Annotated in this window: 29 protein-coding genes and 2 tRNA genes; 9 read left to right on the top strand and 22 right to left on the bottom strand. The window is 47.2% G+C overall.

All coding sequences use genetic code 11. The features are described 5' to 3' along the window. Window positions 1-389: 389 nt before the first annotated feature. Window positions 390-465: transfer RNA gene (locus E0D71_RS06310), tRNA-Phe, on the bottom strand. An 88-nt stretch (window positions 466-553) separates the two neighbouring features. Then, window positions 554-629, bottom strand: a tRNA-Phe gene (locus E0D71_RS06305). 119 nt (window positions 630-748) lie between these two features. Between E0D71_RS06305 and trmL the strand changes: the two genes are divergently transcribed. Then, window positions 749-1,222, top strand: a complete 474-nt coding sequence (gene trmL / locus E0D71_RS06300) for a tRNA (uridine(34)/cytosine(34)/5-carboxymethylaminomethyluridine(34)-2'-O)-methyltransferase TrmL (RefSeq protein WP_133002466.1) — start codon at window positions 749-751, stop codon at window positions 1,220-1,222. Between the two features lie 15 nt (window positions 1,223-1,237). Then, window positions 1,238-2,344, top strand: coding sequence for a potassium channel protein (locus E0D71_RS06295; RefSeq protein ID WP_133002465.1), 1,107 nt, complete (start codon window positions 1,238-1,240; stop codon window positions 2,342-2,344). Window positions 2,345-2,438: 94 nt separating this feature from the next. On the opposite strand, the gene E0D71_RS06290 is transcribed toward E0D71_RS06295, so the two are convergent. From E0D71_RS06290 to E0D71_RS06240, 11 genes are all read right to left on the bottom strand, one after another. Next, window positions 2,439-2,690 carry a YfhL family 4Fe-4S dicluster ferredoxin gene (locus E0D71_RS06290; protein ID WP_133002464.1) on the bottom strand — a complete coding sequence of 84 codons (252 nt, stop codon included), beginning with the start codon at window positions 2,688-2,690 and terminating at the stop codon, window positions 2,439-2,441. A 49-nt stretch (window positions 2,691-2,739) separates the two neighbouring features. Beyond that, a complete protein-coding gene (gene coaD, locus E0D71_RS06285) occupies window positions 2,740-3,234 on the bottom strand; it encodes a pantetheine-phosphate adenylyltransferase (RefSeq protein ID WP_133002463.1) in 495 nt (164 codons plus the stop codon). 170 nt (window positions 3,235-3,404) lie between these two features. Further along, on the bottom strand, window positions 3,405-3,947 hold the full coding sequence (locus tag E0D71_RS06280; protein ID WP_133002462.1) for a YggT family protein: 543 nt from the start codon (window positions 3,945-3,947) through the stop codon (window positions 3,405-3,407). A 14-nt stretch (window positions 3,948-3,961) separates the two neighbouring features. Beyond that, on the bottom strand, window positions 3,962-4,789 hold the full coding sequence (gene proC / locus E0D71_RS06275) for a pyrroline-5-carboxylate reductase (RefSeq protein WP_133002461.1): 828 nt from the start codon (window positions 4,787-4,789) through the stop codon (window positions 3,962-3,964). A gap of 102 nt (window positions 4,790-4,891) precedes the next feature. Next, the gene (locus E0D71_RS06270) at window positions 4,892-5,587 is read right to left on the bottom strand and encodes a YggS family pyridoxal phosphate-dependent enzyme (RefSeq protein WP_133002460.1); all 696 of its coding nucleotides are present in this window, start codon (window positions 5,585-5,587) and stop codon (window positions 4,892-4,894) included. A 120-nt stretch (window positions 5,588-5,707) separates the two neighbouring features. Further along, window positions 5,708-6,802 (bottom strand): diguanylate cyclase, encoded by a 1,095-nt coding sequence (locus tag E0D71_RS06265; protein ID WP_133002459.1) that lies wholly within the window; start codon window positions 6,800-6,802, stop codon window positions 5,708-5,710. A gap of 136 nt (window positions 6,803-6,938) precedes the next feature. Beyond that, entirely contained in the window at window positions 6,939-8,216 is a 1,278-nt protein-coding gene (locus E0D71_RS06260; RefSeq protein WP_133002458.1) for a dihydroorotase, read from the bottom strand. A 4-nt stretch (window positions 8,217-8,220) separates the two neighbouring features. Then, a complete protein-coding gene (locus E0D71_RS06255) occupies window positions 8,221-9,222 on the bottom strand; it encodes an aspartate carbamoyltransferase catalytic subunit (RefSeq protein WP_133002457.1) in 1,002 nt (333 codons plus the stop codon). Between the two features lie 223 nt (window positions 9,223-9,445). Beyond that, entirely contained in the window at window positions 9,446-9,943 is a 498-nt protein-coding gene (gene pyrR, locus E0D71_RS06250) for a bifunctional pyr operon transcriptional regulator/uracil phosphoribosyltransferase PyrR (RefSeq protein WP_133002456.1), read from the bottom strand. Between the two features lie 74 nt (window positions 9,944-10,017). Next, window positions 10,018-10,479, bottom strand: coding sequence for a Holliday junction resolvase RuvX (ruvX, locus tag E0D71_RS06245; protein WP_133002455.1), 462 nt, complete (start codon window positions 10,477-10,479; stop codon window positions 10,018-10,020). After that, a complete protein-coding gene (locus E0D71_RS06240; RefSeq protein ID WP_133002454.1) occupies window positions 10,479-11,045 on the bottom strand; it encodes a YqgE/AlgH family protein in 567 nt (188 codons plus the stop codon). Before E0D71_RS06240 ends, ruvX begins: the two co-directional genes overlap by 1 nt. 270 nt (window positions 11,046-11,315) lie before the next feature. On the opposite strand from E0D71_RS06240, the gene E0D71_RS17380 reads away from it, so the two are divergent. Together E0D71_RS17380 and E0D71_RS06235 are read left to right on the top strand one after the other, a co-directional pair. Next, complete coding sequence (locus tag E0D71_RS17380) at window positions 11,316-11,465, top strand: hypothetical protein (RefSeq protein WP_165942960.1); 150 nt, start codon at window positions 11,316-11,318, stop codon at window positions 11,463-11,465. 129 nt (window positions 11,466-11,594) lie between these two features. Next, on the top strand, window positions 11,595-12,434 hold the full coding sequence (locus E0D71_RS06235) for a 2OG-Fe(II) oxygenase family protein (RefSeq protein ID WP_133002453.1): 840 nt from the start codon (window positions 11,595-11,597) through the stop codon (window positions 12,432-12,434). 107 nt (window positions 12,435-12,541) lie between these two features. Here E0D71_RS06235 and E0D71_RS06230 read toward each other — a convergent pair whose 3' ends face one another. From E0D71_RS06230 to E0D71_RS06215, 4 genes are all read right to left on the bottom strand, one after another. After that, window positions 12,542-12,859: a DUF190 domain-containing protein gene (locus tag E0D71_RS06230; RefSeq protein WP_133002452.1), complete on the bottom strand. Its 318-nt coding sequence runs from the start codon at window positions 12,857-12,859 to the stop codon at window positions 12,542-12,544. A 48-nt stretch (window positions 12,860-12,907) separates the two neighbouring features. After that, window positions 12,908-13,939, bottom strand: a complete 1,032-nt coding sequence (locus E0D71_RS06225) for an HlyD family secretion protein (RefSeq protein ID WP_133002451.1) — start codon at window positions 13,937-13,939, stop codon at window positions 12,908-12,910. Between the two features lie 67 nt (window positions 13,940-14,006). Continuing rightward, entirely contained in the window at window positions 14,007-15,569 is a 1,563-nt protein-coding gene (locus E0D71_RS06220) for an MFS transporter (protein WP_133002450.1), read from the bottom strand. Continuing rightward, window positions 15,566-17,041, bottom strand: coding sequence for an efflux transporter outer membrane subunit (locus tag E0D71_RS06215; protein ID WP_165942959.1), 1,476 nt, complete (start codon window positions 17,039-17,041; stop codon window positions 15,566-15,568). Before E0D71_RS06215 ends, E0D71_RS06220 begins: the two co-directional genes overlap by 4 nt. Window positions 17,042-17,254: 213 nt before the next feature. Here E0D71_RS06215 and E0D71_RS06210 point away from each other — a divergent pair, with 213 nt between their 5' ends. Both E0D71_RS06210 and E0D71_RS06205 read left to right on the top strand, forming a co-directional pair. Then, window positions 17,255-17,875 (top strand): TetR/AcrR family transcriptional regulator, encoded by a 621-nt coding sequence (locus E0D71_RS06210; RefSeq protein ID WP_207923341.1) that lies wholly within the window; start codon window positions 17,255-17,257, stop codon window positions 17,873-17,875. 162 nt (window positions 17,876-18,037) lie between these two features. Further along, window positions 18,038-18,700, top strand: coding sequence for a DsbA family oxidoreductase (locus E0D71_RS06205; protein ID WP_133002448.1), 663 nt, complete (start codon window positions 18,038-18,040; stop codon window positions 18,698-18,700). 49 nt (window positions 18,701-18,749) lie between these two features. On the opposite strand, the gene E0D71_RS06200 is transcribed toward E0D71_RS06205, so the two are convergent. Further along, window positions 18,750-19,319, bottom strand: coding sequence for an MSMEG_1061 family FMN-dependent PPOX-type flavoprotein (locus tag E0D71_RS06200; protein WP_133002447.1), 570 nt, complete (start codon window positions 19,317-19,319; stop codon window positions 18,750-18,752). Window positions 19,320-19,461: 142 nt separating this feature from the next. On the opposite strand from E0D71_RS06200, the gene E0D71_RS06195 reads away from it, so the two are divergent. Genes E0D71_RS06195 through fhuB form a run of 3 tightly spaced genes read left to right on the top strand, consistent with a single transcriptional unit; the run spans window position 19,462 to window position 23,122 of the window. After that, complete coding sequence (locus E0D71_RS06195) at window positions 19,462-20,229, top strand: ATP-binding cassette domain-containing protein (RefSeq protein ID WP_133002446.1); 768 nt, start codon at window positions 19,462-19,464, stop codon at window positions 20,227-20,229. A 10-nt stretch (window positions 20,230-20,239) separates the two neighbouring features. After that, on the top strand, window positions 20,240-21,136 hold the full coding sequence (locus E0D71_RS06190; RefSeq protein WP_133002445.1) for an ABC transporter substrate-binding protein: 897 nt from the start codon (window positions 20,240-20,242) through the stop codon (window positions 21,134-21,136). A 15-nt stretch (window positions 21,137-21,151) separates the two neighbouring features. After that, a complete protein-coding gene (gene fhuB, locus E0D71_RS06185; RefSeq protein ID WP_133002444.1) occupies window positions 21,152-23,122 on the top strand; it encodes a Fe(3+)-hydroxamate ABC transporter permease FhuB in 1,971 nt (656 codons plus the stop codon). Between the two features lie 2 nt (window positions 23,123-23,124). On the opposite strand, the gene E0D71_RS06180 is transcribed toward fhuB, so the two are convergent. From E0D71_RS06180 to E0D71_RS06165, 4 genes are all read right to left on the bottom strand, one after another. Then, complete coding sequence (locus tag E0D71_RS06180) at window positions 23,125-23,721, bottom strand: Crp/Fnr family transcriptional regulator (RefSeq protein ID WP_133002443.1); 597 nt, start codon at window positions 23,719-23,721, stop codon at window positions 23,125-23,127. Beyond that, complete coding sequence (locus tag E0D71_RS06175) at window positions 23,696-24,640, bottom strand: DMT family transporter (RefSeq protein ID WP_133002442.1); 945 nt, start codon at window positions 24,638-24,640, stop codon at window positions 23,696-23,698. Before E0D71_RS06175 ends, E0D71_RS06180 begins: the two co-directional genes overlap by 26 nt. After that, the gene (locus E0D71_RS06170; protein ID WP_133002441.1) at window positions 24,637-25,491 is read right to left on the bottom strand and encodes an arylamine N-acetyltransferase; all 855 of its coding nucleotides are present in this window, start codon (window positions 25,489-25,491) and stop codon (window positions 24,637-24,639) included. The genes E0D71_RS06175 and E0D71_RS06170 overlap by 4 nt, the downstream gene beginning before the upstream one ends. A 256-nt stretch (window positions 25,492-25,747) precedes the next feature. Continuing rightward, entirely contained in the window at window positions 25,748-26,707 is a 960-nt protein-coding gene (locus E0D71_RS06165; protein WP_133002440.1) for a helix-turn-helix domain-containing protein, read from the bottom strand. Between the last annotated feature and the right edge of the window lie 2 nt (window positions 26,708-26,709).

The raw sequence follows: 26,709 nt of genomic DNA, 5'->3' as shown, positions 1-26,709 counted from the left end.
ATCAACTTGTATTGCTCATACACTTTTCCCATTATGGGAACTAGCAGAAAAGCCCAAAAATGATGACGACCTAACGAAGTTTGTAGGCCAACGCAGTCGTTTTAGTGAAGTTCTGAATAAAAAAAGAGCACTTAGCCTTAAAATTATTCGCAGCCTTCATCAGGGGCTGAACATTCCTTTAGACGCACTAGTGAAAGATTACCCACTAGAAAGAGAAACGGTTTAACCTCGCTTTCATAAGGGTTGTTAAATGGATTTATCTCCCGCTGATGCGGTCACCGTGAAAGTGTGGCTTAAAACGGCGATACAGAGCTTGAGAGGCTGTGATTTATCAGAAAAATAGGTCTGGGGGCTTTAGGCAGTAAGAAGAAGTGAACGAATACAGAGGATGGTGCCCAGAGACGGAATCGAACCGCCGACACGAGGATTTTCAATCCTCTGCTCTACCGACTGAGCTATCTGGGCAAATCAAGAATTCATGGTTTTTTGGGAGTAAACCATTTTTGCCAAAAAAAAGGCCATCTATTGCTAGATGGCCTTTCTTTTTAAATCATGGTGCCCAGAGACGGAATCGAACCGCCGACACGAGGATTTTCAATCCTCTGCTCTACCGACTGAGCTATCTGGGCAAGTGCGGCGTATTATAGATGAGTCTCATTGTTCGTCAATAGTTTTTTTAAAATTTTTAATAAAAACTTAGAGATGCGCTTAGGTCTGTTATTATCTCCTCATATCAAGGAGATAAAAAATGCTTCATATTGTTTTGTACCAACCTGAGATTCCACCTAATACCGGCAACGTGATTCGCCTATGCGCGAATACCGGCTACCAGCTTCATTTGATTGAGCCATTAGGCTTTGATCTAGAAGATAAGAAGCTGCGCCGAGCTGGGTTGGATTACCATGAATTTGCGCGCCTGAAGCGCTACCCAGACTTTCAGGCATTTGTTGACCAGAATGACATAGGCACGATTTACGCGCTCACCACGAAAGGCAGTCGCCCTCACAGTGAAGCGGCGTTTAAAGCCAACGATGTGCTGGTATTTGGGCCTGAGACACGTGGCTTGCCTGCTGAGTTTATTGAAGCGCTACCAAAAGAGCAGCGCTTACGTTTACCGATGCAAGCTAACTCGCGCAGTTTAAATCTGTCTAACACAGTTGCCGTGATGGTCTATGAATCATGGCGTCAGCTTGGCTATCAAATGCCGGCTGGCGAGCAATAATAAAGCAGGAGCAGGATGAATTCGCTTAGCTTACTTATCAGACGCAATAAAAATAACCGATACCGGTATCGTAGCGAAGTCTACCTTCATGATAAACAAGACTTAAGAAAGCGCGTCCTCTTGCTCTTGCTTGTTATTGGAATGCACTCGATCGCGATGGTGTTCTTTGAAGACCTCAATTGGTGGCAAGCGTTTTGGCTGACCATGACTTCTGCCAGTACCACTGGCTATGGAGACATATCGGCCGCCACCTTTTGGGGGCAACTGTCCACCATTGTGCTCATTTACTGCATGGGCATCACCCTGTTAGCCCAAATAGCCAGTGATTACATTGAGCTACGAATAACACGCAAAGAAATGCGCATTAAAGGCCGCATGGAGTGGAATGCTATGCAAGATCATTTGCTCATCATTAATACCCCCAAATACGATGCCGACAGGTACCTTGATTTGCTCATCACACAGGTGGCGAACACACCTGAGTTGGCAGACATTCCCATTCAGATTCTCACCCCAGATTTTCCAGAAGGCTTGCCGTTGAAGCTGCGTTCTTTGGGTGTGGTGCATCAAACTGGCGACGCAACCACCAATGGCATGCTGCTGTCCGCAGGCGCAGACAAGGCCAAGTACATCATTGTCTTGTGTCCGGATTATCAGGCATCGCACTCTGACAGCGTCACTTTCGACACCTTGCACAGAATCAAAACCTTGCGTTCATCGGCCTTTATCTTGGCTGAGGCCATCGATGACAACAACCGTTCGCGGTTTCGAGAAGTCGGCGCCAATGCGGTGATTCGTCCGGTACGGGCGTACCCAGAGATGCTGGTGCGTTCCTTGATCGCGCCAGGCACAGAACAAGTCTTGGAGAATTTATTTCGTTACGAAGGGGACCACACTATTCGTGTCGATATTCAATTGGAAGGATTCACTTGGGCTGACATTGTCACCAAATTGATTCAACACAATGTGGGAACGGCATTGGGATTTGAGAACAATAATGGGGACATTATTACCCACCCTTCCACCACAGAAAAAGTCTCTGCACGCTCTCTCATATTGCTAGTAGGCGACAAACAAGTGTTACCCAGCAAAGCGCAGCTCTATGGCTACTTTAACCTATAGCGTGCCGCTGGCTTACATCACGCCTTCATAAGAGGTGCTTTTTAAGCATAAAAAAAGCGAGGCATTTGCCTCGCTTTTTCAAGTAACACCTTGATTACAGCTGACCGGTCAATACTAGGTATTTTTCCATCAACTGTTCTTCTGTTTCTTTGCGATTCGGATCTAATGGAATGCAATCAACAGGGCAAACTTGCTGACACTGTGGCTCATCATAATGACCGATACACTCGGTACATTTAGATGGCTCGATCACATAAATCTCTTCGCCTTGAGAGATCGCCTCATTCGGGCACTCAGGTTCACAGACATCGCAGTTAATACATTCATCGGTAATGATTAAAGACATCATTCACTCCTAACGATCTACAAGGCAGCCCTTGCAGGATCAAGACAACTTAATTTCGTTTTAACGCGTTATAGTGTTCTCTTAGAACACTCGCCACTTCAGGGTTTACAAACTGCCCAAAATCGCCTTCTAAGGACGCAATCTCTCGTACTAAGGTGGACGAAATATAAGAATGCTTTTCAGAAGGAGTCAGGAAAATACTTTCTACATCTGGCGCAATAGCACGGTTCATATTGGCAAGCTGGAATTCGTATTCGAAGTCTGAAACAGCACGAAGCCCACGAACCACCACCTGACCTTTCACTGAACGAGTAAATTCAGTGAGCAGATTATCAAAGCCTACGACTTCAACATTCGGCAAATGCCCCAATACTTTTTTCGCCAACGCAATGCGCACTTCATGAGAAAGAGCAGGTTTCTTTTTCGGGCTCGCCGCTACAGCCACGATAACCTGTTTAAACAGTTTTGACGCACGTTCAACCAAATCAGTATGGCCGTTGGTAATGGGGTCAAAGGTACCCGGATAAACCGCAATCGTACTCATAGCTTTCATCCAAACAATTATTAAAGGGAGAATAACTCGGCAAGCTGATTATTTACTATCCACTTTGTATTCCCATTGAGGGGTCGCATCATATAGGAATACGCCCCCTTTCTCAATTCACGGATACCATTACTAACATGAGTAATGTGTATACCACTAATCTATACTTGTTATATCGCGTATGGCGCTAAAAACTGCTTCAGCAAGGAGATCGCCAGAAAGAGAAATATAGGCGATAAATCCAAACCACCCAAGGTCGGAATGACGCGATGACACGCTTTATACAAGGGTGCGGTGATCTGTCCAACCAACATAGCCCCCGGATGACTCGCCCCTGGTGCAACCCAGCTTAGAATCACCGAAATCAGCAATGCCCAGAAGTACAAATCCAATAGGTGATACAGAGTCCCAACCACGGTAAAAATCGCATAATGCGCCGGTGTTGCACTAAAACCGGCCATCATAAAAATAATGACCGTTGTTAATAGCTGTACCGCTAGAGCAAGCACAAGACACGAGGTGTCTAAGCGTCCAATAGGTGGAATAACCTTGCGCAAAGGCAACAGCAATGGGCTTGTGGCTTTCACAATACCCTGACTGATAGGGTTATAAAAATCCGCACGGCTAAACTGCAATACCAAGCGCAATAAAACAACGAACAAGTACAGGTTCGCGATGGTTTTGATCAAAAAAACAAATGGATCTGACGTCATGGAAAAAGTCCTAGTTAATCAATTTGACCAGAAAACTGGCTAGCAAGCTGTTTGGAACGATTGGCACAAGCCGTCATTGCATCGTCCACTACCTTGTCAATATTAGACGCCTCAAACGACAACAATGCCTGTTCTGTGGTGCCCTTTGGTGAGGTAATGTTTTGACGCAATTGACTGATTGGCTCATCCAACTCTGTGACCATTTTAGCGGCACCCAACATGGTGTATGACGCCAGACGAGTACAAGCTTCTTCACTCAAACCTTGCGCTTGACCACTTTTAATCATGGCTTCTAAAAAGCGGAAAAAGTAAGCCGGCGCACTGCCAGACAAGGCGGTAACCGTATGCATATGCGCTTCATCATCCACCCATACTGAGTCGCCAATACTGGCAAACACATCAGACACCCATGTTTTTTGTTCATCACTGGTGTGTGCGTTAGCGATCAAACCAGACATACCAGCACCGACTTGTGACGGCGTATTGGGCATACTTCTTACCACGGCGACTGGCTGTTTTAGCCATTTTTCAATGGCTGCCAATTCCACACCGGCGGCCACTGAGAGAAAGATCTGATCGGGGCGAACCTGATCAGCAAAGCCTTCAATGACACCTTGAATTTGAGCGGGCTTCACACATAAAACAACAGAATCTGCTTTTGCCACGGCGTCATTATTGTCGGCGAACATTTCGATGCCGAATGCCGCGCTGTATTTTTCTCGTTTCTCTGCGGTGCGAGAGGTTCCCATGATTTTTTCAGCTGGATAACCCGCTTCAATCATACCGCCGATAATGGCACTCGCCATATTACCAACGCCAATAAAGGCAATACTTGGTTTCATTTCATATCCTAATCTATGTATGAGGTGACGGTTAACATTGCGACCGCCCTCTTTGTAAAATCACTACGCGGACACTCATATTATGCCGTCGTATCGTTCGTATTATGCTGTCGTATAGTCCCGTGCGCCAAAGATAGCGGTGCCCACGCGAACCAGGGTACTGCCCGACGCAATCGCGGCGGATAAATCACCAGACATACCAATCGACAATGTGTCTATCATGCTATCAGTCGCGGCTAATTCAAGGAAGGTTTGATGCAATGGCGCATAAACCTCTTTTTGTGCTTGTTCGTCTTCTTGTGGCGCAGGGATCGCCATTAGGCCACGCAAACGAAGATTCGCCAGCGAGTGAATCAAGGATGCCATAGCAGGCACGTCACTCAGTGCAATACCAGACTTGCTTGCTTCGCCGCTGATATTGACTTGAATACACACGTTTAACGGTGGGCTACCTTCTGGTCGCTGCTCATTCAAGCGCAGGGCTATTTTCTCACGATCTATGGTGTGAACCCAGTCCATGTTTTGGGCAATCAAGCGCGATTTATTAGACTGAATTGGCCCAATAAAGTGCCACTCGATGTCACTTAAATGCGCCAATGCCTGACGCTTTTCAACCGCCTCTTGCACGTAATTCTCACCAAATAAGCGCTGCCCAGCCTGATAAGCTTCTTCTAGCGCTTGCAGAGGTTTTGTTTTGCTCACGGCAAGCAAACGCACGCTGTTATCTTGACGATGATAACGGCGTGTAAAATCCGTAATTTGCTGAGTAACTTGAGATAGATTGGCTTCTATACTCATAGCAGCTTGCGCTCCTTTGTTATCGGTAAGGTAAATAAAGAATAGCCAAAAGGCCTTTTTACCGGACAGTAAAAAAGCCGCAAGGGATCATAACATTCTTATCAGATCGTCAATAACACACTAAAAGGTATAGAACTCTGTACTGGTGGTATAAATAGCACCATGAAATTCGATACGATAGCCAAACACGTCTGGCACTGAATTGGCCGCGTATTCGGCGGCACGGTGTAGATCGTCTAGCGAAGAATGCTCAGGGTAGTACGCAATGCCAATGCGAACGCCGTCTTTCGTCAGTCGATTAGACTCGCTGCCGGGAGCAGAAATAGCCTTAATCAGTTTACTGGCAACCACTTCGGCATCTTGCATGTTACGAATACAGACCCCCATCACAAATTCCCCATCACCGTAATACGCCACTAGGTCGTTGTCGCGAACGGCGGTTTGTATCTTGCCGGCAATGTCTTTTAATTGTGCGTCATCGTGGGAGGTCAGTGTGCCGCGCAGCTTAAGAGAGATGAGTGCGACGCGCATAAAATGACGGCGCGAGTCTTTCAATACCATCGAAAAACTTTGCTTAAAACTGAACGCTCTTAAAAGATGGGTTTGTGGGTCAAAGTGCCCTTTCTCTAACAACAGCTGATCTGTGTATTCACGCAAGGCGGCGGCTTCGATAAGCTCAACACTGCCTTTTAAAATCAAGTGTTTAACATCATCAAGCGGTGGCATCTCATGTTGTAACACCAGCATGAGGTACGCCCCACTGTGCGGCTCATTGATGTTCAGCATGACGGCGTCAGTGAAATTATTGGCGGCTAGAAAGGCGTGCCATATCGCCCAGTCAGAAGCGTGCTGTATGTTGCTTTCTTGTCGGATCGGACAAGACGGACTTTGAGAAAAAGTATTTAACGAAGCGGGCAGCTTAACAGCACTGCTGTTTGGGGTTAATAACTGAGTATTAATGTCATCATGACGCATTAGGGCCCATTCTTGCCCCTCCGCTCTCGTCAACAAGGTTACATACGCATCCGGTAAGATGGCTTTGCAATCTTTGAGTACTTCGTCCCAAAAAAACGAGACAGATTTACCCTCTGCGATAGAGCGTAAACGTCGAGCCGTGTCAGAATCCCGACACTTTAATAACTCACGTTCTTTTTCACTCTGAGCAAGTCGAGTTTGTAATTCTTGAATATCGAGCGGTAAAACATCAGACGCCATGTAGATGAACCAAAATAGTAGATACTGAATAATCAGATTAACGAGTCGATTATAAAAGTAAAGACTAAACAATCAAATAGGGCAAAGCCTTAGACGATTTCTAGCTTTGCCCTAGTGATTATCAAGCCAATGATGATTACACCAACTGGTAGACTCGCTGCCCAGAAATAAAGGTCGACATAATACGACCGGTGAAATGCTCCCCTAAATAAGGCGAGTTTTGGCCTTTGGTTTTACGATTTTCCATGGTCCACTGCCATTGGGCCGTGCTATCAAACAACACAAAGTCTGCAAAACTGCCCACCGATAAGGTACCGGCTTCCAAGCCAAAGCAAGAGGCAGGGCCGCAGGTTAAAGAAGACAGCACAGTAGACAGGTCTAGATCCCCTTCATCCATCAACTGCATAGCAAGCGACAACAGTATTTCGACATTCGCCATACCCGGCTCAGTGGCGGCAAACGGCGCGATTTTTGCCATTTTCTCGTGGGGCTGATGATCAGAACAAATTGCACTGATCACACCGGCTTTGACGCCTTCAATCAAGGTCAAACGGTCGCCTTCACTGCGCAATGGCGGCAGCACATGGTAGTGACCATTAAACTGGTTAAGCACCTGATCGCTGAGCAATAAGTTGTGCACTGCCACATCGGCCGTCACATCCAAACCAGACGCTCTGGCATCGGCCACCATTTCAACCGATTTCGCACAAGACAAGCGAGCAAAGTGGGCTCGTACGCCGGTTTTCTCGACCAACAGCAAGTCACGCATCAAGGCGATGGTTTCTGCCGTCTCAGGGATGCCCGCTAAACCGTGCATGGTAGACATCAAGCCTTCATGCGCACAACCGCCTTCCGACAAACTGCCTTCGTCTGGGTGGAAGACCACCAATAGATCGTGGGTGGCGGCGTATTCTAAGGCTCGCGACAGCACCTTAGTGCTTGCCATCGGACGACGATGGTTCGATAAGGCGACGCAACCTGCGTCCGTTAGCGATACCATGTTGCTCAAATGCGCGCCGTCCAAACCTTGGGTCAAGGCACCAAGTGGGAAAACATTCGCCATGCCAGCGTCATCGGCTTTGTCTTGAATCAAGGCCGCGACCGCAGGCGTGTCTACAATAGGGTTGGTATCAGGCGGGCACACCAAGGTGGTGACGCCTCCAGACACTGCCGCACGACCTTCGGTGGCAATACTGCCCTTTTGAGTCAATCCAGGCTCACGCAACGCCACGGCCAGATCCACCAGCCCAGGCAATACCCAAAGCCCTTTTGCGTCAATCACTTCTGCGTTTTCAAAACCTGCAGGCGCTTCGCCTATTGCCGCAATTTTCTGGTTCTCTACGTACAGATCGGTGACACGGTCTAGTTCTTGGCTAGGGTCGATTACACGACCATTTTGAATTCGTAATTTCATTGTCTTATTCATCCCCTGCCGTTTGCGGTTCATCACGTTGCAACTGACCACTCATCGCCATCGACAGCACCGCCATGCGCACCGCGATGCCATTGGTGACTTGATCTAAGATAACGGAATGCTCGCCGTCTGCGACTTCTGAGGAAATCTCAACACCACGGTTAATCGGCCCTGGGTGCATTACAATGGCATCAGGCTTCGCCCATGACAGGGACTCTTCCGTCAAACCATATAGACGGTAGAACTCGCCTTCGCTTGGCAATAAAGCGCCTTTCATGCGTTCTTTTTGGAGGCGTAACATGACCACGACATCCACGTCTTTCAGACCGGCTTCTAAGTCATGACAAATGGTCGCGCCCATTTCGGTAAAGAACTCAGGCACTAGGGTTTTTGGCCCCACTAAACGCACTTCTTCAACCCCTAAGGTCGTCAAAGCATGAAGCTGAGAACGCGCAACGCGAGAGTGTAAAATGTCCCCTACGATGGCTACTTTCAGCCCGTCAAACGTGCCTTTGTGGCGACGAATCGTAAGCATGTCCAACATCGCTTGAGTTGGGTGCGCGTGGCGACCATCGCCGGCGTTAATAATCGCCACATTCGGTGTGCAATGTTCCGCAATAAAGTGCGCCGCACCACTGTCTGAATGACGCACAATAAACATATCACTCTGCATCGCTTCTAGGTTTTTAAGGGTGTCTAGAAGGGATTCCCCTTTCGAGGTGGCGGAAGTTTCAATATTAAGATTGATGACGTCGGCAGACAGGCGCTTAGCGGCCAATTCGAACGTAGTACGGGTACGAGTGGAGTTTTCAAAAAATAGGTTTACAACGGTTTTACCGCGAAGCAAGGGGACTTTTTTAACTGACTGTTCACCCATTGAGAGAAACGAATCTGCTCGATCTAGGATTTCCGTCAATATGGTTTTGTCCAAACCATCCAAGGTTAAAAAATGTTTTAGCTGACCGTGTTCATTTAACTGTAATGCCCGAGGGTCGGATCGCATCATGGTTTGCTTTCCTCAAACTGCAAAGACAGAATCGTCTTTCTCTATGTAAGATAGGAAAATGCCCAGCAAGGAGTATTCCATTACTGGGCATGTGTGACGCTAAACGGTGAGCTCGCCAGAAAGTTCTATGTGATCTCAAGCGTTTCAACCGCGTTTGCTAACCACCTTATCCATCTGCTAATTGTCGTACGAGTAGACTAAAAAATAAAGCGTGATAAGCACTTTAATAGCCATCAATCACAGAAACCGTAAGGGGTAACGGCCCAGATAGCTTAACTCTTTGGTCAGGATTAAGTTGCAATCGCTCGCCAATGACATCCGCTTGAATCGGCAGTTCGTGCTGTCCCAAATCATAGAGAATGGCCAAGCTGATGCTCGCAGGGCGACCGAAGTCAAAAATCTCGTTCATGGCGGCACGAATGGTGCGGCCCGACATCAAAACATCGTCGACTAAAATAACGTGACGATCTTCAATCGCTGGCAACAGTGTTTGGTTCACTTTTGGGTTTAATCCCGCTCGGGTGAAGTCATCACGATAAAACGTAATGTCGAGCGTGGCCAATGCCTCATCTGTGTCTACCACCGACATCAACTGCTCCGCGACCCAAACGCCACCAGTGTGAATCCCAACAACGATCGGATTTGTTATGCCTTTTTGCGAACAATACGCGGTGAGCTGTGTCTTCATCGACGCCAGAGATTGCTCTAAATCTAACTTCATTTCTACTCCACTATGTATTGAAATCAACAGACACTTTATCCACTCGTGCCTGCCAGCATACTGATTGGTGACGGCTATTCTTTCGATTCCATAAACCAGGTTTCTAAAATCATCTGAGCAGCCAATCCATCTACTGAATTTTCTTTAAAATTACGATTGCCGCCGCGTGCAATCACTTGGCCTTTCGCCTCAAAGGACGACAAACGCTCGTCCATCATATGGTAAGGGCGATTAAAGCGTCCATGGAGGCGCTTGGCAAATTTACGTGCGCGTTGACACATCTCATTTTCCGAACCGTCCATGTCTAATGGCAATCCCACAACAAAGGCATCTGGCTTCCATTCATCAACCAGCTTAGTAATCTCATCCCAATTAGGAATGCCTTCTTTGGCCTTAAGTGGCGCTAATGGCGTCGCACTCCCGGTGAATGATTGCCCTATGGCAACCCCCATTCGAGTGGTACCAAAATCAAAGCCCAATACCGTATTAACGGTATTGGGCTTTTGGTTATCGCTCTGTGACGGTGTTACTGTCATTAACCATGTCCTATATCCGGTGAAAGTCTGGCCATGTCAATTCCCAACACCTTAGTGGCGGCGGTAAACTGCATGTCACTTGGAGTATGGAATAATACGTCTAAATCAGCCTCACATACCAGCCAATCATTATTCGCAATCTCAGACTCCAGTTTTCCAGCGTCCCAACCGGCACACCCTAACGTAATACGAAACGCTTCAGGGCCATTGCCTTCAGAAATATGCTCTAACGTTTCTAACGACGCCGATAACGACACATCACTGGTAATTTTTAACGTATTGCTCCACGACTTATCCGCGGTATGCAGAATAAACCCTCGTTCTGCTTCAACAGGACCACCATTATAAATAGGCTCAGATGTTAACCATGGACACGCTATCTGCATACCTAGATGATCCGCTAATTCGGTAAAGTCGATATTAGATGGGCGATTAATTATGATGCCCATTGCGCCATCTTCAGTGTGTTCGCAAAGATAAACCACGGTGTGCTGAAAATGTGGGTCATCAAGATGTGGCATTGAAATTAGAAAGTGATCTTTAAACGAATCAAAAAATGCATTCATACTAATTTGCCCTCTTTTTTTATGAAAACGCAGGGAACTCACGTCATTGGAATGCCTCAGAATAAGGCTGTTTTACATAGGAAATTTCGGCCAATAAAGACGCGCCGACCTTTGCAGTATAGGACAAGCTTTGCATTTGCCTAGCCCGAACGCACAATTTATCTCGGTTTCGCTTCAAAATAAGCAACCCAAACGGTAAACTGACTGCCTTTAGATCGCTCTCGATCTATTCGATAACAGAACCATTCACCCAATTAAGGAATGACAAACATGTCCTTTGCATCCTCATCTACCTTGTTAAGCACACCGACATACGTCGCTGCGTTTGGCTGTGCGATGGATTTGGCTGATTGGCAACGTCATTATCATGCGGAGTCTATCGACTTACGTCTCTTTTTCCACAGTGGTTGGTCTTCTTAACGCCCTGCTTCGTCGCATTATTTTATTCTCAACAGGCAGCAAGGCTCTCTGTCCTTGCACCTGTCATATTGCCTTTGCTCGCCCTATCGCGAGCACAACGACATGGCCTTTGGCCAACAGGAAATAATCATGAAATTAGAAGCCGTAGATTACACCAGTGCCACTGCACAAGAAGATTTTGTTAAGTCCCTTCACGACACCGGTTTTGGCGTATTGAAGAATCACCCAATCCAAAAATCCTTAGTCAGCGCCATTTATCAAGAATGGCAGGCGTTTTTTGATAGCGAAGAAAAATACGACTACCGCTACAACAAGGGCACTCAAGATGGTTACTTTCCTCCGGATGTGTCAGAAACCGCGAAAGGCCACACTAAAAAAGACATCAAGGAGTACTTTCACTACTACCCTTGGGGTCAGTGCCCAGAAGACAAAAAAGCCCTGCTCACTCAGTATTACTCAGAAGCCAATAGCTTAGCGGCTGAATTATTGGCTTGGGTTGAAAAACACACCCCAGCTGACATTGCTCAACACTACTCTCAATCGCTTTCAAGTATGGTTGATAACAGTGACCAGACACTGCTTCGAGTGTTGCATTACCCACCACTGAAAGGTGACGAAGAGCTGGGCGCTATTCGTGCGGGAGCCCATGAAGACATTAATTTGCTGACCATATTGCCGTCAGCCAATGAGCCTGGCCTGCAAGTCAAAGCAAAAGACGGCAGCTGGGTGGACGTTCCTTGTGACTTTGGCACGCTAGTGGTCAACATTGGCGATATGCTGCAAGAAGCCTCTGGCGGCTACTTTCCATCGACATCACACCGAGTGATCAATCCAGAAGGGGCGGACAAGACCAAATCTCGTATTTCTCTGCCACTCTTCTTGCACCCAAAACCCGCTGTCGTGTTATCTGAGCGTCACACTGCAAAGAGCTATTTGCACGAACGATTGGTAGAACTAGGGGTCATTTAACCGGCCTTTTTCAAGCCCATAAAAAACGCGCTAACAGTGATGCTAGCGCGTTTTTTCATTCTACTTTGTCATGACAAGCACGCGATTGTGCTTATCATGAGATAAGGCTATTGCTTCCCGCTATAGCCAAATTCCACTGCCGTTCGCGTATAGAAGATTTTTATGTCTGCTTGCTCCAAACGTTCCAGTAATTGAGCTTCTTGCTCAGGTGACGCAATAAAGGTGATCTGCACTGGCTCATCGGAATCATCCAACCAAGTTTTGCTGTGTGTTTCACCGTGCTGACCGACGCCCATTAAACCGCTGGATACCGTAGCCCCAGGTAACGCTAGCTCGGCTGCCAATGCCATCAAATATTCAGGCACATTATGATTTTGGTACGCTCGTCCATAATAGGTATAAAACGTAATCTGAGATCCTTTCATAAACCACCTCTTAAAAATAGAACACTCTAGTCTGTGTAGTATGCGCGCTTATTGATCCGTATGAATCACTGGGCGAACCGACATGCCCACACGCAGTTGCGTCAATGCCGCTTGCCCTGGTGTTAGCTGAATGCGCACAGGAATACGCTGGGTAATTTTAGTAAAGTTACCCGTTGCGTTGTGCGCAGCAATAGGGGAATAGCTCACTAAGCTCGCTGGCGCAATATGCTCAACCGTGCCTCTTAGAGTCACATCTGGCAAGGCGTCTACTTTAATGGTTACTGGCTGCCCTTCTCGAACGTGCGCCAGTTGTGTTTCACGATATTGCGCTTCGATGTATACCTTATCAATAGGCACAATCGTTAGCAGAGGCTGACCAACATTAACGTGGCCCCCTTTACGCGCTTGAACCTGAGCGACCATGCCAGACTCTGGCGCGGTTAATTTCGCGTATGACTGCTGCAAAATAGCGCCGTTCAATTTCGCTTGAGCGGATTCTAACTTGGCTTCTGCTTGTTTAAGCTGCGCCATTAAAATCGCCACCGCTTGCTTGGTGGATTCCAAGGTCGCTTCGTCGCGCTGCTGAATGGCTTGCTGGGTTTGCAAGTCTGCATCGGCTTGTTGCTTCGCCAATACGGTTCCAGCCCCATCACGAGCTAGGTTTTTAAAGCGTTTCTGATTCGCTTGCGCCAAACTTAGCTTCGCTTTATCGAGCGACAAGTTTGCTTCCGCTTGCTTAATCAAAGACCCTTGGCGGGCAATCTGTGCGTTTAAAATAGCCAACGAAGATTGCGCCGTCATCACATCGGCCTGCGCTTCTTTATGAGCAATCGCCAAATCACGCTCATCAATGCTCACCAAAGGATCGCCCGCTTTGACAGAGGTGTAGTCCGACACAAAAACCTGATCGACAACGCCACTAATGCGCGGCGAAATAACGGTCAAATCTGCATCAATATAAGCGTCTTCGGTCGCTTGATCTACGTTATTAGACGCATGCTGGTTTAATTGCCAAACACCGCCGCCCACGACAACAGCAACCAATGCAATGACAGCGGAGTAACGAATATTCTTAATCATGTCTAACCTATTTAAATAACTTATTAGTAAAGGCACAGAGGCCGAATTTTTCACGTTTTGCAGCCTATTAAGCAGGCTTCACCACTTTTGGCGCAGGGATATACATCAAACACATTACCAATGGAATCATCACAAAAGCCGCAACACCGAGTCCGATAAAAATATCTTCTCCCGACAGCACACCCGCTTGTTTAGCCAACTCGCCAGCCCAATAAGCGTTGGTGTGTACTTGCGTTTCGTAGATGGATGCGTTGTTCCAGTGAGCCAACAAATCTTCAAAATGGAATTGATTACGAACCACCATAATTTGACCGATCAAAACACCACCGACCATGGTGCCCAAGGCTCTCAAGGTGTTAATGATGCCGGATACAAATGGCCCTTCCATTGGTTGCACCACGCTGGTTGCCAAAAACAACAAGCACACTACCGCCATTGGCTGGCCGATTGCTTGCAGTACTTGAGCGGTAACGAATTGCGCCGTCATCCATTCACTGGTGACATTAGAGGCCAACAAACAAGCACTACCAATGCACGCCAAACCAATAGAAAACAGAACTCGAGCATCCACCCATGATTGGTACAACAAGAAGGCAACAACAGAACCTAAGAAGATCTGCGGCAAACCTATCCACAAACCAATGGACGCGAGTTGCTCCATTCGGAAACCCTGAGTTTGTGCTAGTAATTGCAATGGCATAGACACACCACTCGCCAATACAATCAATAATGCGAAGAACAAGGTGAATCCCAAACCTAAATTACGCTTTGACAATAACTGCAAACGCATAAAAGGAGTCGGATGGTGGAATTCCGACCACAGGAACAACACCAATAAACCCGTTGCTATCATCGCGGTGCCACGAATAAAACTAGAATTCAACCAGTCCATCCGTATTCCCTGAGTCAGAGTAATCGTCAGAGCAATGATGCCGAACACAGCGCAAAAAGCACCGAGGTAATTCGCTTCTTTTATGCGCGATCTCATTTGTGGCAGCTTAGGGATTCCGTAATAAACAAAGCTGATCGACAACAGACCTAAAGGAATGACATGCCAATACAACCAGCGCCAGTCATGTATTTTGTCTAAGAATAAAGCGGCTAACCAAACGGCCACATTCGGTGCCAGTGTTGCTGTCATGGCATACAAGGCTAAGCCGTGTAAACGAATCGACAGTGGCAAAAAGCGCAACGCCGACATCATCAAAACAGGCACCAAGGAACCCGCGAAATAACCTTGAACAAAACGCAGCCCCATGAACAATTCAGCGTTTTGGATAAAAGGTAGAAACACGGCAATAGTGATCACGCCGATTTGCGCGATAATCTGAAAGCGACGTAACGAGAAGGTAATCGACAACCAACACGCAAACGGCATTGCCATCAGCTCACCCGCCTCGTACCAAGTGGTAATCCAAGAGCCTTGATCACTACTAAAGCCCATGGCGCCTAAAAAATCGGCTTCTCCCAAAGAAGGCAAGCGGCTGTTCAAACCAGACACCATGGCCGCCAACAACACGCCCAATAAACCAATGGCTAAGCGAACGCCAAAAGCAGGGCCTGGCGGCGGAGTGGGTTTACTGGCCTGAGGCGCGCTGTCCACTACTGGACTTTGCACAACTGCGGTCATTTCGACACCTTCTCACCTGAAAAAGGTTGCTTAACATCGCCACTCCAATCACCGCCCAATGAACGATAAAGAGCGACCATGGCCAATGCTTGACTCACTTGCCCATCCATCAAAGAACGCTTCGCGGCAACCAAAGACTGTTGCGCATTCAATACATCGCCACGGTCTGCTGCCCCTTCTTGGAAGGATCTAAGCGCCGCGTGCAATGCTACTTCACGCTGCTTTTGTGCGGCATTTAAGCGACGCACACTTTCACTTTCTGAGGTCCAAGCACCCAATGAGTTCTCGACTTCATGCCACGCTGACAGTACGGTTTTGCGATAAGTAACCGCCGCCGCTTTTTGTTTCGCTTCGGTTAATGCCAAGGTCTGGCGTAATTTTCCGCCTTCAAAGATTGGCAAGTGGAAAGAAGGTCCGACAGAGTATTGACGAGAGTCCCAGCTGCCCAAATCAGACAAATCGTTCGACAAGGCGCCGATTGAGGCGGTTAAACGAATGCGTGGGTAAAAATCAGCATTCGCCGCGCTTACTTGGGCGATGCTTGCTCTCAATTTGGCGCCCGCCATCAAGATATCAGGACGATTACGCGCTAAATCAGACGGCACACCAACCGCTAATACAGTCGGTAAAGAAGGCGCTTTTGGCTGACCGCTTAATTCAAGATCTAAAGCGTGCGGCGACAAGCCCAACAATAACGCCAGTGCATTTTTCAACACCGCTTCTTGATGCTGTAAAGAAGGCAATTTCGCCGTCACATCAGACAACTCAGCTTTAATTGTTTGCGTTTGGTAATTGGTGCCTACGCCATTTCGCTCGCGGTTTTGCGCTAGACCATAGCGGCTTTTCGCGATTTTTATTTGCTCTTGAAGGTACTGCTGCTGTGCCTGAACGCCGCGTAAACGCCAATAGTTACGCGCAATGTCTGCACTTAACGAGACTTGCACCATGTCGTTTTCAAAGGCGGTGGCTTGCAACTGTTCTTTCGCGGCTTTTTCTTTGTCGCTTAAATATCCCCAGAAATCCATTTCCCAGCTTGCGCCAGTACTCAAGCTCCAAGTATCAATACGGGAAGTCGGAGCACCAACACCAGCAAGCGGAGCGTCTTCACTCAACCCTATGCTACTAAAGCCACCATCGACAGACAGCTGAACATTCTTCTGAGAAGACACCAAGCCCAATTGCGCGCGGCTTTCTTTCCAACGAATCGCGGCCAACTGCAAATCTAAGTTATTTTTCTCTGCTCTACTTTCCAGCGAGGACAAAACATCATCGTGAAACAGCGTCCACCAACGAACAGGCGTCGCCACCGAGCTCGTTGTTTTAAGTGCTTCCCAATTAACACTCACCTCTGGTTTGCTGTCCTCTGCGGACAAGGTACTTTTCGGTATCAGAGCACAACCTGTCATCAGCCCTAAGGCCGTGATAACCAAGCCGCCTTGAAACCAACGGGAATATTTTAAACCCTTCGTCATATCGTATAATATCTCTAGAAATAAACTGGTTAGTTTAGCTTTGAAAGAACCAATAAATACCATAAAAACCTTTATTAATTGGAATTTAAAGTAAAAATTGAACCGATCAGTACAGTTGAATTTCGTATATTTTAAACCGATCGGTACACCTTGTGTCAAGATAAAAATGAGAATAGAATCTATTTCCTCAAAAATGAAAAATGGTGAAGAATTGTGACCTCAGAACAACCGGCACCGCAGGACCCAAAAGCACAACTTGTGCTGGAAGCTGCGACGAAAATATTCCTACAACGTGGCTTTTCAGCCGCCACCACAGACATGATTCAAAAAGAAGCTGGGGTATCAAAAGCAACGGTATATAACCGCTATCCAAACAAAGAAGCCTTGTTTTTTGCGGTCATTGAAAAGGGCTGTTCAAATACCATTTCGCAAGTCAAAGCGATCCAAGCATCGGCGGATAGTATTGATAAAGTACTCGCTGAAATTGGCTATACCTATCTAAAATTTACCTTATCTCGCGAGGGTTTAGCTCTTTTTCGCACAGTGGCTGCCGAAGCGATTCGCTTTCCAAATATCGCAGATGCTTTCTATACGGCTGGGCCAAAAATGACCCTAGAAATTATCTCTGAACACATTGCTCGCGCCGCCGATAGAAATGAAATCAAGGTGCAATCCATTGGTGTAGAGCAAGCCGCTTCTTTGTTTATTAGTATGCTCAGAGGAGAAGGTCACATGATTGGCGTGATGTATGCGGACTCTGTACCGTCACAAATACAGATTGAAAAGTGGACAAAAAATGCTGTAGATACCTTTATGAAGGCGTTTGCACCTTAACGATTTTGGCGGATCTCAGACAAAAACGTCGAGCGAATATCGAACTTAGCGCTTGTCTATTGTGTAAATTACCAGCAATTAGCAGGAAAACGTTTTAATTTCTTATCATTGCCCCCAACCATTTTAAATAGTGACTAATTTAAATATATATGGAATTACACAATGAAAGATAAAATCGATATTCAGTTTGTCTCCGATGTTATGTGCCCATGGTGTGTTGTCGGATTGGGAAACCTTAATCAAGCCTTGGCGCAATTAGACGACAAAGTCTCCGCCAACATGACGTTCCAGCCATTTGAGCTTAATCCTGACATGCCTCAAGAAGGGCAAGATTTTGATGAGCACATCCAGCAGAAATACGGCATTTCAAAAGAACAATCTGACCAGAACCGTCAGGCCATCAAAGAGCGTGGACAAGAAGTGGGTTTCGACTTTAGCTTCAAACCAGAAAGTCGCATGTGGAATTCTTTTGACGCCCATCGACTGTTGCATTGGGCAGAACATGAAGAGAAACAAGCAGAATTAAAAAACGCCTTGTTCAAAGCGCATTTCACTCATGCTCAAAATGTGAGCGACCATGATGTGTTGGCCAGCCTTGCCGCAGCCGTAGGTCTAGACCCAAAAGCAGCAAAAGGCATTTTGGAGAGCGGTCAGTTTGCCGATGAAGTTCGCCAAAAAGAAGCCTTTTGGCAGCAAAACAACATCACATCTGTACCGACTGTGATCATCAACAACAAATACGCCATTTCGGGCGGCCAACCTGCTGACGTATTTAAAGAAGCGCTTGAAGAAATTATCAGCAAGGAAAAAGCGGGCTCAGCTTAATCCTTTCGCTCCGCTGATCCTATCCTCGGCGGAGCGTAACGCCTTTTCTCTACTCACCAATATCCACTAAACCTTGTTGTTCTTTTACGATCTGCCCAAGGCTTGGCAAGATAGAACGCGATGTCTGAGCGTCATTCGACCAAATTTTGCCTTTAATCATGGCTTTTGGGCAATGGAAATACATCTCCTGAATCGCTATTTTGATGACCAATTTAGGGACTTTCGCGCCATCTGGGCAGCCCGCCAGTAACTCCGGATCATCATGGATAGAAGCGGTTCCCTTAAGTCGCACCACTTCATTGATGCCTGGAATAGTAAACAAGACGCCAATTGCTGGATTCACCAATAAGTTTTTAATGGTATCAAGACGATTATTGCCTGGGCTGTCGGGTATCAGCAAATGAGTGTCGTCTAAAATCTTGATAAAACCTGGCTCTCCACCGCGAGGCGAGACATCCAACAAGTTCTCAGAAGTTCGACTGGATAACACCACAAAAGGACTGTGTTCAATAAAGGTCTTGATGTGAGAATCCAACGCGTACACCGCTTTGTTTTCGACGATCGGATGAGGGGCAGAGTAAAGCCTATTGAGTTGCTCTACACTTGTGATTTGCGCCATAAAATTCGCTCTTTTTGGGTCTCAGCTGACGTACCTCATCGAGATCATTGATAAAAACACCAAAACATCAAATGAGAAGCATTATTAATATTAATTTTATATGTTATTGTATGGTGCAAATTCACCCAGTACAACACACTCTATGTTTCAACTGAATAATGCGGCCTTCACCGTGTCGAGCCATACCATACTGCACCCCACGAACATCACATTTGAAAAGGGTGTTGTCACCACCTTGCTGGGTCACAATGGCTGTGGCAAATCCACGTTAATGAAATTATTAAGCCGCCAGAATCAAGCGTCTCATGGACAAGTATTACTTGAGAATCAGGCAGTTAGTCAGCTTAAACAAAAAGACTTTGCCTTGAAGGTGGCGTACTTGCCACAGCACCCGCCGATCACAGACGGCATCACAGTCAAAGAGCTGGTTCGTTTTGGGCGCTATCCGTGGAAGGGGGCGTTCGGCCGCTACACAGATCAAGACAACAATTTGGTAACGCAAGCCATTGAGAAGGTGGGCTTGGAAAACTACCAAGATCGATTTGTCGCCACCTTGTCTGGTGGAGAGCGTCAACGCGCTTGGGTGGCTATGTTACTGGCCCAACAAAGCGAATGCATTCTGCTCGATGAACCAACGTCTGCACTGGATATTTCTCACCAGCACGAGCTTCTTGCCCTGATTCGAGAATTAAACCAGAGCCTAGGACTCACCGTCATTATGGTGCTTCACGATATCAATATGGCCGCCAAATTCAGTGACCATTTAATCGCGTTGCATAGTGGCAAAGTCATCGCTCAAGGCAAGCCCAAGGACATAATGAAAGTCGATGTTCTAAAACAGATTTACGGCATGGATCTGGCACTTTTTGCCCACCCCACGTCCGGCCACCCCATCAGCTACATCCCTTAAAGAGGCTATTTTGAAGTACTTACTCATTGGTTTATCTATGCTTTTTTCAGGCCTAGCCGCCGCGAATCCAATCACACATGAGCTGACGGCTAGTGATTTCGCAACGCCACCAAAACGCATCATATCCATCGACTGGGCGACCACAGAAACCCTGATCAGTTTGGGCGTCACGCCTTTAGGTATCGCAGACATAAAAGGCTACCAACAATGGGTAATTCGCCCTACTTTGCCCAAAGGAATCTTGGATGTCGGCGCACGAAACGAACCCAATTTGGAGCTCATTTCTAGCCTAAAGCCCGATCTCATTTTGATCAGTAGTAGCTTATCGCCAGCCTACGACAAGCTAAGCAAGATCGCGCCAACCATAATGTACAATGTGTACAACGAGGAAAAGACACCGCTCAAAAACGTACAGGCCTTAACCCTCAAACTGGGTAATATTTTAGGCAAACGCCAAGCCGCGGCAAAACTTATTGCGCACACTCAAACACTGTTAAGAAAAAATGGCGAGACCATACGCGCCGCTCACCCTAACCTAGATCCCTTGCTATTTGTCCGTATCGTGGACAACAGCACTCTGCATTTTCAAGGCAAAGGCTCCTTGATCAATGACACGATTCACGCCATGGGACTGAAAAATGAATGGCACGGAAAAACCAATTTCTGGGGATTTTCAACCGTCGAGATTGCAAAAATTGCCGAGCATCAACAAGCCAATGTGTTTCTTTTGCAATCGGTAAAAAAGGCCGAAAAGAAAAAGTTTCTCAATTCGCCTTTATGGAAAGCCATGGCCTTCAGCCAGCAACATAAAGTCTACGAGTTACCTCCTATCTGGAGCTATGGCGGGCTGCTGGCGGCACAAAGATTCAGTAACCAACTGGTTAATCTACTCACCGAACAGCCATAACGGTCTTTGTATTTTATGAACAACACCTTCCGCCTTAGCCTGACGTTTGGTCTAGTGGCCAGCGCCTTACTTATCTCGGTATTGATCCACCTGACGGTGCCTTACTCCGGCGGCTGGACGCTGATACAGCGTACTCTTTTTGCTTACGACACAAGCAATTACCAAGAGTTGATTGTCCATATGACCTACCTTCCTAGGCTTACTATTGCTTTGATTTGTGGCTTTTCACTCGCCATTGCAGGCTGTGTCATGCAGTTTGTGCTACGTAATCCCATTGCTGCACCTACGACGCTTGGTGTGGCGTCAGGCGCACAGCTGGGGATGGTGGCTGGGGTATTGTTTTTACCCGCAGGCCTAGCATTACCCAGCTTTATTCCGGCCTTTTTAGGCGCGGCTTTTTCCAGCTTGTTGGTTTTTTGGATTGCCGCTAAAAAAGGCTTTGCACCCATTCATTTAGTGCTCTCAGGCATGGTCATCAGTTTGTTCATTGGGGCAATTAATACCATGCTAATGCTGGTGTATGAACGCTATTTGAGCAGTGTCTTTATCTGGGGAGCGGGAGCGCTCAACCAAAACAGCTGGGAGTCGGTTCACCGCTTACTCCCTCTTTTGTGTGTGCCGCTGGCCGGACTCTTTTTGATGCAGCGCCCCTTGTCAGCGCTTATTCTAGGCGACAGCGTGTCCAACACCATTGGCGTCAATGTAAAGCGTATTAAACTGATTGCGCTGACCTTGGTTATCTTTGTCACCGCGGTGGTGGTCAGCGAGGTCGGTATTATTGGTTTTATTGGCATAGTCGCCCCCGGTATTACTCGACTCTTGGGGGTTCGCCATCTTAATGCGCAGATCCTCATCAGCGGTATGATTGGCGCTTTGATGCTCTTACTGGCAGACCAACTTACTCAGCCAATTTCAGCGGCCACTGGGGATTTATTGCCAACTGGCGCCATGACAGCGCTACTCGGTGCACCATTTCTGCTGTGGTTATTAAACCGACAAACGTGGCCGTCACAACTTCGCGCGACAGAAGACACTGTGCCCGATTGGCGCCATCGACGCTTTATACCGCTGTTCATTACTTTGCTCATCGTATTGGTGTTAACTAGCCTGGCGGCCTTATGGGTAGGCAAAGACCCCCAAGGCTGGAATCTACTCATCAATGAAAACATCGTAAATTTGCGCTTACCGCGTATTTTAGGCGCGCTGTTTGCTGGGGTGGGCTTAGCGATTGCTGGCACCTTGGTACAGCGCTTGACCAATAACCCTATGGCAAGCCCTGAAGTGTTAGGCATCAGCTCTGGCGCTGCGTTGACCTTGGTGATTTGTGCCTTACTGGGGCTCAGCATCAACCGTTACGAGCAAATCATGCTGGGCACCTTAGGCGCATTAGCGGTCACTGGGGTTATTTGGTGGCTCGGCAAAAAACATCGCTTTGCCCCTGCGCAACTTTTATTAACGGGCATTGCGTTAAGTGCAGGATTGGACGCCATCATGCGCATCGTCATGTCTTCAGGGCAAGAGGATGTCAGCAGTTTATTGACTTGGCTCTCTGGCTCTACCTACTTAGTAAGCTATCAAGACGCAGCGATATTAGGCGTGGGCGTGATGATTTTCGGCACAATGGCCATTCTCTTGCATCGTTGGTTAGATTTGATTGCTCTTGGCGAGGTCTCTGCCAACAGTGTCGGCCTCAACAGCCTTATGGTTCGGCGGGTATTGATTTTACTGATCGCGGCCCTCACTACATTATGCACAGCCATCATTGGGCCGCTGACCTTTATCGGTCTACTCGCCCCTCACATGGCTCGTTCGCTCAGTCAAAATACGGCAAAAAAACAACTGATCACCGCCTGTTTATTAGGCGCTTTAGTCATGGTCATTGCCGATTGGGTCGGCCGTGTACTTTGGTTTCCGTGGCAGTTTCCGGCAGGTTTATTATCGTCACTTCTTGGCGGCGCGTATTTCCTTTATCTTATGAGAAAGTAACGCTAAAGGCGGTTTTTTAGCTTTAATTTCTGACGAATACGACTTAATGCCACCGGCGTAATACCAATATAAGAGGCAATGTACTGCTGAGGGATTCGCTCTTTCAAATCTGGAAAGGCCACACAAAAATCCAGATAGCGACGCTCAGCGGAGTCCTTAACAAAGGTGTTCTCTCGCTCCTCTTTGAGGATGAAAATCTCTTCCAAAAAATGGCTATAACACTCTAAAAATGCGTTATCGCGGCGCATCTGTTGGTAGAACTCTCCCCAGTCATAGGAGGTGATAATGCTGTCTTCAAGTGCTTGGATTCCAAACAACACTGGGGACCTTGTCACCATGGATCGGGTCGAACCTATGATTCTAGGCCCCTTGGCAAACGTCTGCGTAAACTCTTTTCCCTCACCAGACACACTGACATAACGCACCAAGCCTGAGTGCAAAAAATACAAGCGCTCGGCGCTCTCTCCTTGCTGAAATAAATACTCTGATTTCGCCGTTAAATGCACTTCAATCGGCGTGGAAAGCCTTTTCCAATCGATTTCGTCACCTAGCCGGTTAAAGTAAGAGAACACATTATTTTGCAGATGTACCTTGTCCATGAAGACTACTTCTCTGTTTAATTCGTTCGTCAATAAGCACCAGTGCAAGCAATAACAGCAAGACTCCCATCAAAAAGCCAGCATCCAATAGGGACCCTAAATGCGACTGTGACAACGCCGTATAACAGGCAACCCAGACAGGAATGGTATAAGAGATCGCCAGTAATCGGCTCGCCCCCACCTGCACCACTAAGCGTTGTTGTAGGATAAAGGTCAGCAGTGTGGTGAAGAAAGTCAGGTACAAAACATTCACCCAAAAACCACTGTGCGACCATTTCACACCCGCAAGGTCTCCCCAGATTAATGTCACAGGCAACAACCATATTGAGCCAAACAACATAATCATAAAGGCGCCTGACAAGGCGTTAAGTGAGCGCCCCCATTTTTGCACTGACACCACATGTAAAGCCAATAAAAAACACGCTCCTAGGAAAATGGAATCCCCTGAATTCCACTGGAAGCTAAGCGCCTGTTGGGTTGCCAATAATACGCTCAGCGCCCCTATTGTTCCCAATAGAAACCCTAGTATTCGCACGCCTGAAGTGCGCTCTTTTAACCATACTCTAGCAATCAGCACTCCCATCAAAGGAATCAAGGTATACAGCACAGAAGTGTGCAGTGGCGTAGTGGATTGCAGCGCCCTAAATAAGCCAACAAAGAAGCCCACCAGCGCACCACTGATCAAAAGATATTGGCACACTCGTCGCCAAGACTGAAACAACTGCCGACACTGCTCAGCCATGTTGAGCTTCGCATTATGCCAACGAAACAAGAGTGCAATTGTGATCACCGCCAGCGCTAATAAAAAGCGAAAGCCAGAAGTGGCGAGCGGACTGGCGTACGCGGACATATTTCCAGACACCACAAAGGACGAGGCCATCAACCAAGCCCAGAGCAACAAAGTAAATAGGGAACTCATTGCTCTCTCCTTTTTTCTGCGATCCATTTAGCGCCGATAAAACGGTCAAATAGGTGCTCAGCGACCACCAATTCCAGCGCGATCGAGAACACATCCGCGAGCAAAGACTGTAGCGCTTCTGCGGATTCAATTTGCTGTATTTGTGTTCCGTCTCGTGTGACCATTTTGAAGTTTTCATTTTGCAACGACGCGGTTCTTTGTTGATCCTTTACGCTCACCATAAGGTTATTCACAAACACAGCATGGGGATGTTTATGTGAATAAAAGTGGCCTAATTCACAATCTGCATCGCTGTATGTGGCTAAATCGAAGCGATAAAGGGTAAAAAACGCCTGATCTTTTTCTATCTGCAACTCGTATTCACGCACGCCAAAACGCGTCTCATGGCTCGTCACTTGATAATGATCAAGCCCTGAGGTTTGTCGTAATCCAGAGGTTAATAGCAATGGGGAAATTGGCCCATTTGCGCCAAAGCCAGTGTCGATCAAATAACGGCTGCCATCCAACGTGAGCAAGGTGACTCTATGGGTTCTAGGGGCGTTTATGTCTCGATTATTCAGCACCCTTGCGAGCACCAACTGAACCTCATAACCCAATGCAGCGAGCAGCTCAAAGGTGAGTTTATTGTGTTCAAAGCAGTAACCACCTAACCCCCTCGTCACAAACTTATCGCTCAGTGAGACAAGGTCGAGTGGTAAGGCTTCTCCTAGCACCACTGACAAGCTGTTAAAGCTATGACGCGCCACATGGCGACCTTGTAACTGCTGGACAAAGGCTAAGGAAGGCTGATGCGGTGCCGCCAACCCTAAATCGGTGAGATAATGCTGTAACTCTGGTGAAAGTGTTTTCATGACTGCGTCCTCTATGGCGAGCTTGTTAAGGCAAAGACTAAAGGAAAACCACACAAATGAAATTAACCTAGGTTAACTCCCTCACCACTATTGTTTGGTGGGTAGAGCCGTTCGTGCTTCTCTCTATTATGATCACTCGATCTCGCTCTAGTGCGCAGATAGGATAATTAGGCGCGACAGGGATTATCACGGGGACGATAGTAGCTAAGGTAGGGGAAAGGGGATTGTTAAAAAGAAGCCAATTTGGCTTACTTTGTTATCCACGCCACTCCAAAGTATCCGATGGGCGCTCATCAAAAAGCTGACGGTAGTCTTTGGCAAACTGGCTCAGGTGCCAAAATCCCCAACGGACTGCAATGTCGCTCACGGACTGGGTATGATCGGCATTAATTAACTCTCGGCGAACCCCATTCAATCGGCTGATGCGCAAATACTGAATCGGACTCATGCCCAGAATACTTTCAAAACTGTACTGCAAGGTACGACGACTAACGTTGGCTATTTCACATAATTGGGTGACGGTTACCGGCGTATCTAAATGATGATCCAAAAAATGTCGGGCACAATCTACCACGCTTTTCCGGTGCACATAACTCTGTGTTTTCACGGGCTGCGGCGTTTCCACTTTGAGCACTTCTAATAAGGCCATCATCACAATATCATGTTGCAATCGAACCGCGGCCCCTGCGTTCTGGTTTGATAAAAGTCGCGCTAATAAAAAACGCACTTCTCCCAAAGTTTTATCAGGCACACCCAATCGGCCATGCTCTGTTAGCTCTTGCCAATTTAACTTCACGCCATGGATAGCCGCCACTTTCATCAAGGCTTGATGGTCCACGACTAAACCATATAAGTTGTAATCTTGCGGCGTAGTCAACTCAAAGTGACAGTCGCCAGGACGGCACATAATAGTATTGGGTTGAACGGCCAACCCATTGATACGACCCTCCGCTTGATCCGCCAAGGGAATTCCTAACCACACAGAATTTGGCCAAACAACGCACTTTTGTTGCAACGCCTGATTCGTATGTTCACGAAATACTTGCAACCCTTCAAACGGTAATTCAACAATGCTGCCATAAAAACGACCACGACTCGTTTGATCGTATTCCTGTTGCCAATTGGTCAAATTACTGGCGTGTAAATCGGCATCCCGAGCTTCGCTGACATTAACAGCAACGCTCTCATTTGGTGCGTTTATGCATTTATCAAACATAA

The sequence above is a fragment of the Marinomonas sp. KMM3893 genome, assembly GCF_004352855.1.
GTDB lineage: Bacteria > Pseudomonadota > Gammaproteobacteria > Pseudomonadales > Marinomonadaceae > Marinomonas > Marinomonas arenicola.
The sequence above is the reverse complement of the archived record's forward strand: the minus strand, read 5'-3'. Positions and strand labels throughout refer to the sequence as shown.